This is a genomic window from Brevibacterium yomogidense (genome assembly GCF_016107685.1).
GTDB classification, from domain to species: Bacteria; Actinomycetota; Actinomycetes; order Actinomycetales; family Brevibacteriaceae; genus Brevibacterium; species Brevibacterium yomogidense.
In genome coordinates, this window is the sequence record NZ_JABASY010000001.1 from 397088 (window position 1) to 409868 (window position 12781).

The 12781-nt window shown below is 59.1% G+C and carries 10 protein-coding genes and 1 pseudogene; 1 reads left to right on the top strand and 10 read right to left on the bottom strand.

Going from position 1 to position 12781, the window contains the following annotated elements; translation table 11 throughout:
• Positions 1-56 precede the first annotated feature (56 nt).
• The 10 genes and pseudogenes from JFC09_RS17035 to JFC09_RS01740 all read right to left on the bottom strand — a co-directional run.
• Positions 57-206: pseudogene (locus JFC09_RS17035) on the bottom strand (hypothetical protein); the annotation flags it as partial.
• Entirely contained in the window at positions 203-1285 is a 1083-nt protein-coding gene (locus JFC09_RS01700) for an ABC transporter permease (RefSeq protein WP_198392245.1), read from the bottom strand. The gene JFC09_RS01700 and the pseudogene JFC09_RS17035, both read right to left, overlap by 4 nt.
• The gene (locus JFC09_RS01705; protein WP_198392246.1) at positions 1282-2328 is read right to left on the bottom strand and encodes an ABC transporter ATP-binding protein; all 1047 of its coding nucleotides are present in this window, start codon (positions 2326-2328) and stop codon (positions 1282-1284) included. The genes JFC09_RS01700 and JFC09_RS01705 overlap by 4 nt, the downstream gene beginning before the upstream one ends.
• Positions 2325-3344 (bottom strand): ABC transporter ATP-binding protein, encoded by a 1020-nt coding sequence (locus JFC09_RS01710; RefSeq protein ID WP_198392247.1) that lies wholly within the window; start codon positions 3342-3344, stop codon positions 2325-2327. The genes JFC09_RS01705 and JFC09_RS01710 overlap by 4 nt, the downstream gene beginning before the upstream one ends.
• Before the next feature lie 261 nt (positions 3345-3605).
• Entirely contained in the window at positions 3606-4502 is an 897-nt protein-coding gene (locus JFC09_RS01715; RefSeq protein ID WP_198392248.1) for an enoyl-CoA hydratase/isomerase family protein, read from the bottom strand.
• A 38-nt stretch (positions 4503-4540) separates the two neighbouring features.
• A complete protein-coding gene (locus tag JFC09_RS01720) occupies positions 4541-5665 on the bottom strand; it encodes an acyl-CoA dehydrogenase family protein (RefSeq protein ID WP_198392249.1) in 1125 nt (374 codons plus the stop codon).
• Positions 5662-6921 carry an acyl-CoA dehydrogenase family protein gene (locus JFC09_RS01725; protein WP_198392250.1) on the bottom strand — a complete coding sequence of 420 codons (1260 nt, stop codon included), beginning with the start codon at positions 6919-6921 and terminating at the stop codon, positions 5662-5664. Before JFC09_RS01725 ends, JFC09_RS01720 begins: the two co-directional genes overlap by 4 nt.
• Positions 6918-8198, bottom strand: coding sequence for a CaiB/BaiF CoA transferase family protein (locus tag JFC09_RS01730; protein WP_198392251.1), 1281 nt, complete (start codon positions 8196-8198; stop codon positions 6918-6920). Before JFC09_RS01730 ends, JFC09_RS01725 begins: the two co-directional genes overlap by 4 nt.
• Positions 8195-9346 (bottom strand): CoA transferase, encoded by a 1152-nt coding sequence (locus tag JFC09_RS01735; protein WP_198392252.1) that lies wholly within the window; start codon positions 9344-9346, stop codon positions 8195-8197. Before JFC09_RS01735 ends, JFC09_RS01730 begins: the two co-directional genes overlap by 4 nt.
• A 78-nt stretch (positions 9347-9424) precedes the next feature.
• Positions 9425-10777: an ABC transporter substrate-binding protein gene (locus JFC09_RS01740; RefSeq protein ID WP_198392253.1), complete on the bottom strand. Its 1353-nt coding sequence runs from the start codon at positions 10775-10777 to the stop codon at positions 9425-9427.
• Positions 10778-11212: 435 nt separating this feature from the next.
• Here JFC09_RS01740 and JFC09_RS16615 point away from each other — a divergent pair, with 435 nt between their 5' ends.
• Positions 11213-12469 carry an acyl-CoA thioesterase domain-containing protein gene (locus tag JFC09_RS16615; protein ID WP_198392254.1) on the top strand — a complete coding sequence of 419 codons (1257 nt, stop codon included), beginning with the start codon at positions 11213-11215 and terminating at the stop codon, positions 12467-12469.
• Positions 12470-12781 lie beyond the last annotated feature (312 nt).

The following is a 12781-nucleotide window of genomic DNA, read 5'->3' on the forward strand; positions in this document are numbered from 1 at the left end:
ACGTCCCGACCGAGATTGTCAGTACCGAGCGGGTGCGCCCAACTCGGTGCCTGATGTGTGCCCGCTAGGTCCTGCGCGATCGGGTCATATGGGGCTATCCAGGGGGCGAGCAGCGAGCCAGCTAGTAGAACGATGATTGTGGTGAGGGCAACCCACACTCCGGCAGGTAGTCGGAGACTCCGGTTGGGAAGTAGACGGAAGCTCATGAAATGCCCTTTCGGACAGTCGGATCGACGACCCCGGAGAGCAAGTCGACGGCGAGGTTTACTAGCAGTGCGATTAGGACGTAGACCAAGACAATCCCGATGATCACCGGGAAGTCGAGCAAATTAATAGCATTGAGAAGCGTTCGTCCAAGGCCTGGCAAAACAAAGATCTGCTCGAGAATCAAAGTTGATCCCAGTTGGCCTAGTGACAGTAGGCCCACCACGCTCAGCACCACGGGGAGTACTGAACGGAAGGCATAGCGCCAGGTAATGGTTCGCTCGGAGAGCCCCATGGCACGAGCCGTCCGGACATAATCGCTTGACATCGCGTCCGCCATAGCTGCCCCTACCTGACGAATAACGATGGCACTACCACCCATAATCATCGCCAGTGAAGGTAGTAACAAATGGTAGAGATTCTGTGCCGGATTCTCGGTGAAAGGTACGAATCCTAGTTGCGGCAGCAGGCTGAGCCAAACGGAGAAGAATGTTATGAGTACTAGTGCTAGGAAGAAATCTGGTATCGCCAGCCCAACGCCCGATACACTTCGAATCAAGCGACCCGGCCGCCTAGCAGCCCGCTTACCAGCGAAGACTCCGAGTGGGATTGCCACGATACAAGTCCCGAAGATCGCTAGAAAGGTGAGTTGAAGGGTCACCGGCAGGGTCTCGGAGACCATCTCTGAAATTGGGAACCCTGTCTGGAAGGACTGGCCGAAGTCTCCGGTTAGTGCTTTTCCTAGCCAGGAGAGGAATTGCTCGATAAAAGGCCGGTCGAGGCCAAGCTGTTCCTCGATCCGTGCCACCTGCTCTGGCGTTGCTTCCTCGCCCAAGCGGGCGTATGCCGGGCCTCCCGGGATGATTTTGACAAGCAGAAATGTGAGGAGACTGGCACCGATCGCAGTCAGCGGAAATACTAGAATTCGCTTGAGCGCGAACCTGCCAAGTGAGCCGCGGGCAAGAAACTCGCGTGAGCTCTGCTTGGTGCTGGCCTCGACGGGAACGTGAGGTGGTATCGAAGGTGTTGTCGCGGGGCCATCGTCCATAACTTTCCGGCGTCGCAGATTGCTGGCGGTCATAGAGACTCCTCCCTATAATTCGCTTTACCGTCTCGGATCTCTCGCCAGAAATGACAAGCGGTTACATGCCGACGTCCGTCAACCGTGCGATCGTCGAGGACTTCGTTTTGGGGCTTCTCCTGAGCACAAATTTCCTGCGCAAACGGGCACCTCGTTCGGAATCGACACCCCGAGGGTGGCCGCCGTGCGTCCGGGATCTCGCCCTCGAGCGGCACCATGCGAGCAGCGTTGGCACGGATTCTTGGCACAGCGCGAATGAGAGCTTGCGTATAGGGATGCCGAGGACGCTTCAGAACCTCGTTCACCGGACCAACCTCGACCAGTTGGCCGAGATACATTACGCCCACATCGTGAGCGATCCTGGCGATAGACGTCATGTCGTGAGAGATGAAAACGTAGGTGAGCTTGAGTTTGGTCCTTAGGTCGTCGAGCAGTTTCAGTACGCCAGCCTGCAAGGAGATGTCGAGCGCTGCGACGGGTTCGTCACACATCACGAGCGGTGCCCTGGACGCTACTGCTCTCGCGATCGTCACCCGCTGACGCTGGCCGCCTGACATATGGGTCGGGCGGCGGTCTGCAATCTCCGGCCCGAGGCCGACTTGGCCGAGCAGTTCAACCGCATCAGCCCGTAGGCGACGAGGAGTGATCAGTCTGCCTGGTTCCATCGGCTCGGCAACGCTTTGCCAGACCGGCCGTAGAGCATTGAGCGCGAGGACGGGGTCCTGGAAGATCATCTGAACTTGACCTCCTCGTCCAATGGAGGAGCTCGCGGGTCGTAAAGTTCCCGAGTTGGAAATTATTTCGATGGTGCCCTCGGAGACCGGTGCCAGCCCCGAAATAGCTTTGACGAGTGTCGACTTCCCGGACCCTGATTCGCCGATGATTCCTAAAGTACGTCCGCGCGAGACGTCTACATCGACTCGGTCGACAGCGTGTATCGCATCTTTGCCACGACCGTACCGGACGACGAGATTGCGCACTCGTAGGGCCGGCGAGGGGTCAGCCCCGGTGATAGAGAACGTCGGAATAGTCTGTGTGGTCATGCCACTCCGTCCAACGTGAGTTCGTCAATCCTGAGGCAGCGACTACGACCGCCATTCGGTGCGTCCTCAAGTATCGGTGAGTTTTCCGAACACCGCAGTTCGGCGTATGGGCACCTCGGGTGGAAACGACAACCGGCAGGAGGCCGTGCCGGGTTTGCTGGACTGCCAGCGATGCTAGTCCAGTCGTCGGGGCTTTCGAGATGGACGTCAGAAGCCTTGAGGAGGGCTGCTGGATAGGGGTGCTGAGGTGCCGTCAGTAGCCGGTCTGTGGCGTCATCGTTGACTATCTGACCGCAGTACATCGTGACGATACGCGAGCACAGTGAGGCCACTACACCGAGATTGTGGGTGATGAGCAAGACCGCGAGGTCAAACTCTTCCGCGAGCCGCCGCAGCAGTTCAATCACCTGAGCTTGAATAGTGACGTCAAGTGCTGTGGTGGGCTCGTCAGCGATTAGAAGCCGAGGGTTGCATAGGAGTGCCATTGCGATGAGGATTCGCTGACACATCCCACCAGAGAGGGCATGCGTGTATACGTTCATCGTGCGCCGAGGGTTGGGCAAACCAACCAGATCGAGCAGCTCCATGGCTCGGGCTTGGGCTTGTTTACGGGTAATTGTTTCATGAGCCAGTAGCACATCTATCATTTGCCTGCCAACAGTTCGCGAGGGATGCAGGGATGCTCGTGGCTCCTGGAATATCATGCTTATATGGTCTCCACGAAGGTCGCGGAGGGCGGCGGCGTCGAGTGTCAGAAGGTCACTCCCGTCGTAACGGACGGTGCCCGTCACGGTTGCGGTGTTCGGCAGTAACCCCATGATACCCAGCCCCGTCAGCGTCTTACCCGACCCCGATTCTCCTACGAGGCCGACTAGCTCACCTGGTTTTAGCGATAGAGAGACATTCTGCAATAACTGAGTGCCACCTAAGGACACGTTCAGATCCTCGATCGCCAAAAGCGACCTCGTTGAGCTCTCAAAGTGAGAGCTTCTCCCATTGAACGTTGCTGAGTCCATTTTTCCACCCTTCCGACGAATATCTTTCTCGCCCACGAAAAAACGATGTTGCACATCACGTCTCTCAGGGGGCGTGAGCCATAAAACCATGTCGACGACTCACGGCCGGCACGAGCGGCGTGCTGAGTGAAGGACGTCGGCGTCCTCGAACATGTAGAGAATTAGCGGACCACGGTGGCTGAGCGCAGCTCGTTAAGAACCCCGCCCACGCTGTATTTTTGAAGAATGCGCTGCTGTACGAGATGGAAGACCCTCTTCTTCCTACTCGCTGGGAGTCATGTCATCACCGCGGTCATCAAAGAGGTGCGTCGGGAAGTCCCGGGTCTTCGACAGCGTCCATTGTGGAGCCCGCTTCTCCCGGAAAGCTGATACTCCCTCGGGCGCGTCGGCGTGTTGCCCCGCCCAGCGGAAGAGCCGACGCTCCAGATCCAGCGCTGCCTCGCGTTCATTGGTTTCGAGGAAGGCCCTGGCAACGAGTTTGGTAATAGCCATCGACACCGGGGCTACGTTTTCTGCGAGGTCGTGGGCGATTCGCATCGCCGTACTGAGCACTTCATCGGCCGGCACAGCAGTGGTAGCGAGTCCGAGTTGAACGGCTTCCTTCCCGTCGAAGATCCTGCCGGTAAGCAGGAGGTCCATGGCGCGTTGGTAGCCGATTCGTCGCGGCAGGCTCCACAGTAGGTCCGCATCCGGGATGACGCCGCGACGGTTGAATACGAATCCGATTTTGGCTTCCTCAGCGGCGACGATGATGTCGGCCCGCAGCGCCATAGTGATTCCTGCCCCGACGGCCGAACCGTTTACAGCCGCGATCACGGGCGTTCGGATGCGGTCGGCGCTGGCTGGCTGGCCGGGGAATCGCCGCTGAGCCTCTTCTTTCGTTAGCGAGCCATCAAAAGTGCGACCTGCTGGTAGGAGTCCCGCTCCGGCACAGAATGCTCGTCCAGCACCGGTAAGGACGATGCACCGGATGGAATCGTCACTGTCGAACCCCGCTAAAGCGTGCCCGATCTCGGCTGACATGAGCCAGTCCCAACTATTGAGCTGTTCCGGGCGGTTGAGTGTGATCAGGCCAACTGGCCCTTTCCTATCGACGAGGATTGCCTCGTATCCTGGAAGTTCCGAATGCCTGATGCCCTGAGTGTTTTCTGTCGTCATTGCCTCTCCTTCGTTGTGTTCCGGCCAGTGTTGTCTGTTTAGATGCCGATTAGGTCGGCCAAGCGTCGGCGGTCGGCTCCCACGTTGCCGAACATTGACTGTGAGGCTTGGGCGCGCTTTAAATACAGATGTGCATCGTGCTCCCAGGTGGCACCAATGCCGCCATGAATCTGGACATTTTCGGCTGCCGCACGAAAAAACGCCTTCGCAGCAGAAGCCTTAGCGACAGTTGCGGCTGTGGGCAGCGTTGCGGGATCCTCCACCGCGCACCAAGCGGCGTACCGGGCAGCTGCGCGAGCTCCTTCGATGTCGACCAAGACCTCGGCACACTTGTGCTTGATCGCTTGGAACGAGCCGATTGGACGACCGAATTGATGCCGGACCTTGGCGTACGCGACGCTCATGTCAAGACATGCCTGTGCTCCACCTATCATCTCAGCGGCGAGTAGCACTGCGGCGACATCGAGTGTGGCTGCCAAGAGCTCTGCTCCTTGACCAACGTGGCCGACGAGCGTGCCAGGCGCCGAATGGAGGCTTACGCGTCCAAGGCCTCGTGTCTGATCGAAATTCGGTAGGATATTTCGGGTCACTCCGACTTCCGTGCCATCGACCGCGACGACCGCCTGGCCATTGTCTGTGTCTGCTATCACGAAGAGTATGTCCGCCACGCCGCCATCGAGCACGGGCGATAACTCGCCAGTTAGGTACCATCGGCGGGCCGAATTCGGGTTGGGGACAGCTTTCACCACGGAAGGCCTCAGTTTCCAGTCTCTACTCGGCAACTGCTGCCACGCGACAGTCCCGATCTCTCCGGACACAAGTCGAGGTAACCAGGTGCGTCGGGCCTCCTCATCGCCGCTGGCCAACAGCAAAGGCACTGCTAGACCACAAGTCGAAATCAGGGGACCCGGTGCCAGAACGCGGCCGCATTCTTCGGCGACGTATGACAGATCCTGAAGGCTGAGACCGGCACCACCGTCTTCCTCAGGCACTGCAAGCCCAGGTAGGCCAAGGTCCTGTGTGAGCTGACGCCACAGGACTTCGTCAAACGCCGTCGGTGAGGTCATCGTCTCGCGCACGCGTGTGATTGGGGTCGTGGCGGCGAGGAACCGCCGCGTGGTGTCGCGCAGATCTGTCTGATCTGAAGTAATCGCTAGACTCATCGGGAGCCTTCCTGATTGGCGGGACGGGGTTCCTTGGGAAGTCCGAGCACGCGTTCCCCGATGATGTTGCGTTGCACTTCGGCGGTGCCGCCCCAGATTGTGTGCGAACGGGTCGCGAGGAACTCCTCCTGCCACTCGCTTAGGGCGTAATCTTCACCGGTGACGAGAGCCTCATGGCCAACAAGCTCGAGTGCGATCTCTAGGAACTGTTGTTGGAACTCCGACCACCGCACCTTGCTCGTAGAACCGTTCGCAACGCTGGTTGCTGGCCGCCCAGAGGCGAGCTCCGCCACGAGTCCTAGTCCAGTTGCTTTGATGACCTGAATACGTTCGTAGGCCCAAGCGAGCTGCTCGCGGACTCTGACGTCTTCGTGCAAGCCGCGAGTGCGGACCTTTTCCACCAACCGCCAGAACTGCCTTTCGAAGGCGACGTGTTGTGTGGTCGCACTTCCTCCACGTTCGTTGCCTAGAGTCGTCATCGCGACGGGCCACCCTTGGTGGAGATCCCCGATGACGTTTTCGAGAGGCGCCCGCGCTTCTGTGAGAAAGGTCTCCGCGAACAGCGCCTTGCCTGTCATACGGGTGATTGGTCGGAACTCGACACCGTTCGGATGTCCCTCGACCTCCAGCGGCAGGAGCACGTACGAGATACCTCGATGCCTTGACATGTTCGGGTCGGTACGTACCAGGCAGAACATCCAATTTGCTTCGTAGTAGCCAGAGGTCCAAACCTTCTGACCGGTGATTATGAGCTCGCCGTCCACCACGTCGCCCCGGGTGCGGAGCCCGGCAAGGTCGGATCCAGCGTCAGGTTCAGAAAATCCTTGGCAGTAAACGTGTTCGCCGTTGATAATCGGTGGGAGGATCCGACTTTTCTGATCTTTACTCGCGTGCGCGATGACTGCGGGACCGACCAATGACTCACCCATGCCTCGCGTGAGGCGGGGGACGCGGGCTCGAGCGAATTCCTCGTTCATGATCGCAACCTCGACGCCTGTCAGCCCACGGCCGCCATACTCTTCGGGCCAGGCCACGCACATGTAGCGGGCCTCAGTGAGTTTTGCTGCCCAGTCGTCGAGCAGTGGTTTGAGCTCAGGCGATGGACCGCGTGGCACATCGACATCGCGAAGCGCCACCGGAGCGTTGTTAGCGAGCCAGTCTCGCAACTCAGCTCGGAAGTCTATAGATCTTGCGCTGTACTCGATTGGATCAGATGCGTCTTGGTGTTCCGGCTTACGTAGAGTCAGGTTCCTCACAAGTTCCTCCGAGGGGTGTCGGTGTCAGCAGTGGGATCGTCGGCGATGACACCGGTCTCGCGTAGGTGGCTGATGCGCGCGTCGTCGTATTTGAGCAGGTCCCGTAAAATCTCGTCGTTGTGTTCGCCGAATGTGGGCGCGGCGTTGCGGTGTGAACCTGGGGTACGGGAGTGGCGGAACGCTAGCGAGCTATACTCCCGCCGTCCGACTACTGGGTGGTCAAGAGACACAATCATGTTGGCCTGTTGCATCGCCGTTGACTGCGCGATTTCTGCGCCGTTGAGTACGGGGGCGGCCGTGACCCCACGCGCCTGTAGCCGAGCAGTGAGATCGCACTTGTCGTGATTGCGCGTGCGTTGGCCGATCAAAGCGTCGAGCTCTACTTGAGCGGTTTGACGAGCCTCTACGGTCGCGAACCGAGGGTCATCGACGATGTCCGCTAGCGACAGCACTTCACATAATGATGCCCAGGCCGTCTCGTCGCGCACGGAGATCGTGATCCAGTCTTCGTCTCCGCGACAGGGATATGCCGCGTGGGGCGCTGCGTCGCAGATGTGGTTGCCATCAGGTGCCCAGGTGTTCCCGGTCTCGGTCTGCTCGAGGATATATTCGCCGATCCAGGATGCCGCTGCTTCGACCTGTGGCACCAGCACACGCGTTCCGGTGCCAGTGCGTTCACGGAGTTCGAGGGCGGTAACGACTGCGGCCACTGCATGCAGCCCGCCCGCGGGGTCCATGAGGGCAGGTCCTGTGAGCACAGGCGTCCCGTCGGAGTATCCCATCAGTGCTGTCATACCCGACGCTGGTTCCATTGTCTTCCCCATCCCTTGGTGACTCGAGGCTGGGCCGCCAGGACCGAATGCCGGCATTTCGACCAAGATAATGCGTGGGTTGATTTGGCTTAAGGCGTGGTGGCCGACGCCCAACCGGTCCATTACTCCGGGAGCAAAGTTTGCGAGTACGACGTCGGCGTCTTCGGCAAGATCGCGCATAACAGCGTCTGCGCCGTTGGCCTTCAAATTAAGCGCGATCGAACGCTTGTCGATGTTTTGAGAGTTGAATAGGACGCTTTGGTTCTGTGCGTCGATTCCGGGTTTCAGGTCGGGGTAGTAGATCGGCGCTCCACCTACCCTGGGCCCACGCCAGGAATCCGGATGATTCGGTGCCTCTACCTTAATCACATCTGCCCCGAGATAGGCCAAACATCGTCCAGCAAATGGTCCGGACCAGGCTGTGGTGAACTCTAGCACCCGAATTCCGCTCAAGGGGCCTTTCATTGGAACACCTCGCTGAACATTGAACCGACACCGGCGGGAGCCAGTGGCGGACTTGCGGTGTTGATCTCGCTCTTCGCCGCACTGAAGTCGAAGAGGCGTCGCACAGTGGTCTGAGAGGCCGCTCCGGCAGCGGCCGATGCTGTTCCTAGTACGCGCCGGACCTGCCATTGATCGGAATTTATGAGTTCGTCGAGTCCGACTACCTTCTCGGCACTTACACGTCCTCGCTGGCAAGCTTCGACGACGTCGTCGGCTCGTAACGTCAATGACTTCTCCTGGACAATAGACACAATCTCCGGCCATCGTTCTAAACGGTCGCCTGAAGTGCGGTACCGACGATCAGTCAATAGTTCGGGGAGCTCGAAGACATCACATAGGGTGGGCCAGTTGCGTATTACGAACAGGACAACCCAGGCGTCGGCGCACCGCAACAGTGCCAAAAAGCCTGGATAGCGGGCACGGCTTTCAGCCGTCCCGTTGTAGCTGAACTGGCTGACAAGGTTCTGCCCCATGGCCGCTATGGACTCGAACACAGTGGCATCGACGCGTTGTCCTTGGTTTGATGTCCGACGCTCGTACAGTGCCGACACTACCGAGATGTACGCAGTGGTCCCAGCGGCATAAGAAGCCCGTTCACCGACCCCGTAGATTGGCTCACGGTCGGAGACTCCAGTCATGTTCATTACGCCACTGAGCGCCTGGTGGCTCATCTCGTCGAACGACCACTCGCTGTACTCACCGTCGCGAGGCGCCTCGGCGACGACACACTCGATGACCGATGAGCGGAGGTCGGACGTCGAGCGGATATACGATTGTTCGTCGCGCAGTATGACGTCTGCCCGGGACAACAGGTCATTGAGAGTAGCTGCGTGCGCCATCAAGTCAAGGTCGAGGCTAATGGAACGTTTGCCCTGGTTGAGGTGGCGGAACAGAAACGTCTCACCTCCCTCGGGGACCGGCCGACCACGAGTCCTCATTGGGCTGCCTTCTGGCGGTTCAACTAGGACTACTTTCGCGCCGTTCATCGCGAGCAACCGACCGGTATACTGTCCGGCGACACTCGTGGTTAGATCAACGGCGACGATGCCATCGAGAGCAAAGCTCGAGTTGTGCGCCTCCGTGCCTGTTGTATTCCCAGCTTGCCACATTGGATGACTCCGATTTCCTTCTCAATTCGCTCGCCGCGTGCCCCGCAGACAGTGGGAGTAGTAGCTTGACGGCTCTTATCAACTCAGCCCGAGGGGGGTGAAGTCCGCTTCACCGTTGATGGCGAACGAGTCCTCTCCACCACTTACGTCGGAAGACCAGGCTGAAACGAACGGGCTGAAGTGCAGGGGTATGATCGGGAGTTGTTCCTGAAATACTTCTGTCGCCGAATGGAGCGCTTCTAGCACCTCGTCCTCAGTCTGTGCTGCGTTTAGCTTCGAGAGTGACTCGTCACCACCGGGCACAGGTTCGTTACCGGCATTGCCGGACGAATCAGTATCAAGATGTCTACGATAGATTGTGATCCAGTCGGGCCCAGAATTCATTCCTGTGGAGAACAGGTCATACTCGTGATTGGTGTAAAAACTACTCGTCGCATCAGGCAAAGCTTTGGACTCGAAGGTGACCTCAATGCCTACTGCGGCGAGCTGTTGAGAGACAATCACTCCAGCATCCACGAAGCCCGATCCGTCCAGGGAAACGCCTCGTAATTCGAGGCCGTCTGCGTACCCAGCCTCGGACAGTAGATCTTTCGCCTTCTCTGGATTGTAGGCGTATGCCTCGTTGAGGTCCTCAAAGTGGAACGGGTGACCGGGCGGATAGGGTTGGACTGCCGGGACGTCACTGAGCCCGGACGTCACACTTTTGGCTAGCGCTTCTCTGTCGATGGCGTAACTAACCGCCTGCCTCACGCGAACGTCCTGCATCGGGCCTTGACTTCGGTCGATATTGAGGTCGGCCATTGAAACGCCAATTCCAGTATTCACCGCGATGTCACCAGCTTCTAGGTTGTCGACCACACTGGAGTGCAGGCGGTACCCGAAGTCCGCCTGACCGCTGGTGAGTGCAGCGGCTTGCGCCGACGGTTCGGTAATGATGGAGATCTCGATCGTGTCGATCTTTGGGGCCAGCGGCCCTGCCTCCTGGTAGTCCTCCCAGGCGGCGAGAGTCGCGGAGTTGCCGGGGACAAAGTCTGTCATCCGGTACGGGCCGGCGCCGACTGGCGCCGCACCATAGTTGTCGCCCGCGCCCTCGCGCGCTGCAGGTGAGGCCACAAGGCCGAGTCGAGAGCCGAGGAGGTCCACGAGCCCTGCGGTGGGAGCTCCCAGAGAGAACACCAGCGTGCTCTCGCCTTCGGCCTCGATGCTCTCGAGGCTTGGGACGTCCTGGTGCCCTATCGCAAGGCACTGCTCCAGGCTCTGTGTAACAGTTTCAGCGTTAAGCGGGGTCCCATCTTGGAAGGTCAGCCCTTCTTGAAGTTCCAGAGTCAGAGCTAGACCGTCCTCCGAAGTTTCCCACTCCGTGGCGATCCCTGGCGACAACTCACCCGTGGCTGGGTCGGTGCGGATCAGCGGCGCGTATACCGCTGACATGTACGCGAGCTCGCTGCCGTTGGGGGTGCCGCACGGGTCGAACTGATTTGGAGTGCTTCCATGTACAACGCGGAGGGTACCCCCTGAAGATTCTGCGCCTGAGGCTTCTGCATTGTTAGCCGAACCGGACGTGCATGCGCTTAGGATCATCACTGTGGCCAAAACGCTGCCAATGGTGACGCCCCTACGGTGCCGTGCTGTGCTGCGTGCTTTTCTCATGATCACCCTTCGTCATTGAGGAGCTGTTGCCGCAGTGGTCGGCCACGGCGACATTCGATCATCTATTTGCATCGGTACTGCAGTAAGCATATGTGACCTTCGCCATACTCTGTCAAGGGCTTGCCTCCAGCTTTCTGCCGGAATGTTCGCGCAAAGTGGGCCGCGACCGGCTGGGGGGTGCTGGCGGCCTGGCGGTCGCTTGAGTAATATGCAGTGATGGTGAAAGATTCGTTTGAGGTTTCTTCCGGGGTCCTCGACAGCGATGGCGCGAGTAGCGAGCTGCCCACGGACTGTATTGTCAGCGGCGGCGTGAGTGTCTGCCCGGTAGAGGTCGAGGCTGCGCTCGCGGCGCTGCCTGGGGTGAACGCTGCCGCCGTCATTGGACTACCTGATAATGACTTGGATCAGCGCGTCGTTGCCATCGTTGAGCCTGCGAAGGGAGCCGCACTCACTGCGGACAAGCTGGATGGTTACCTCCAGAAGACCCTCTCCGGGCGTCGTCGTCCGCGGGCGTACGAATTCGTTGACGGCCAACTGCGCGACGCTGATGGAGTGATTCGGCGGTCAACGCTAAGGGACGCGCGACTTCCTGGGGGGCCCAATGAGATCGAGGCGGTGTTGCCCAGTGCCGCCCGGTGGCGGGATCTGCGTACGGGGGCTACCGCGGTCGATGCAATTCTAGGAGTCCTCGATATCGAGCCCACCGGCGCGAACCATTTCGTCGGAATGAGTTTGGGGCAGCCATCGTTTCGGGTCTTCGGTGGTCAGCTCTTGGCACAGTCTTTCGTGGCAGCCGCGCGGACATTGACGGGAACAGAGTTCACTCTGCACTCGCTTCACGGGCACTTTCTGCGAGCCGGCGATCCCTTCGTTCCAAATCGCTTCGAAGTCACTCGCTTGCGGGACGGTCGATCCTTCCGCCTCCGTCGAGTCGATGTATGGCAGGCAGGGGCGCTCACTGCGACTGTAACCGTTTCCTTTCACAGAGCCGAACACACTGACTTAGACCATCAGCTTGAGCAGCCGTCTGTTGTTGGACCGGCCGAACTCCAGTCTCGCTATCCGTTCCCGCTTGATGAGTCCATTATTCCTGCCGGGCCCTTTGAATTGCGTGAGTCACCCGCCGGGCCAGGCTCTGAAGCGGAACCGGTCGATACCTGGATTCGAGTGGCGGCTTCGCTGCCTGACGATCCGCTGCTGCATCAGGTGTTGGTCATCTACCTCAGTGATTATTCGGTGGTGCGACAAGCATTCCGTCGGCACCAGTTACCCCCAGGTAGTACGAAGGCTGCCAGTTTGGACCACGTCATTTGGATGCACCGTCCTGCTCGAGCGGATCGATGGTTGCACTATCGGACGACTAGTCCAAGCGGCGGTAGCCACCGAGCGCTCGGCGCTGGTCTTATCTTTACGCATAACGGGCAGCTCTCCGCCTCGACGGGCCAAGAGATGCTCATCCGTCCACTCAAATGAGAAATCGCTTTGGCCCCTTGTTGAATCGTCGGGATCCTACCAGTTGGAGTAGTCATGATAGAAGATACAATTTTGTCCCCCGTCCATTCAATCACCATTGTTGACGGATGGCCGCTTTTTCACGATCGGTTCGATCGCGCTGCGATCATACCTCGGGAAGCGCCTGACAAGCTCCCGGAAAATAGCATTGGAAGCCGCAAGAGTGGCCCCGCGCAACCATGCCAGATGAGGGGTCTGTTCGTCCCGGGGAATGTGGTGAAGTTGGTATCTTTCCGTCAATTTGATGGGGCCCAAAAGACGATCGGGCAGTCG

Coding starts and splice junctions, on each gene's coding strand:
- JFC09_RS01700 (WP_198392245.1), bottom strand. CDS start 1,285: ATGACCGCCAGCAATCTGCGACGCCGGAAAGTTATGGACGATGGCCCC.
- JFC09_RS01705 (WP_198392246.1), bottom strand. CDS start 2,328: ATGACCACACAGACTATTCCGACGTTCTCTATCACCGGGGCTGACCCC.
- JFC09_RS01735 (WP_198392252.1), bottom strand. CDS start 9,346: ATGTGGCAAGCTGGGAATACAACAGGCACGGAGGCGCACAACTCGAGC.
- JFC09_RS01710 (WP_198392247.1), bottom strand. CDS start 3,344: ATGGACTCAGCAACGTTCAATGGGAGAAGCTCTCACTTTGAGAGCTCA.
- JFC09_RS01720 (WP_198392249.1), bottom strand. CDS start 5,665: ATGAGTCTAGCGATTACTTCAGATCAGACAGATCTGCGCGACACCACG.
- JFC09_RS01740 (WP_198392253.1), bottom strand. CDS start 10,777: ATGTCAGCGGTATACGCGCCGCTGATCCGCACCGACCCAGCCACGGGT.
- JFC09_RS01730 (WP_198392251.1), bottom strand. CDS start 8,198: ATGAAAGGCCCCTTGAGCGGAATTCGGGTGCTAGAGTTCACCACAGCC.
- JFC09_RS01715 (WP_198392248.1), bottom strand. CDS start 4,502: ATGACGACAGAAAACACTCAGGGCATCAGGCATTCGGAACTTCCAGGA.
- JFC09_RS16615 (WP_198392254.1), top strand. CDS start 11,213: ATGGTGAAAGATTCGTTTGAGGTTTCTTCCGGGGTCCTCGACAGCGAT.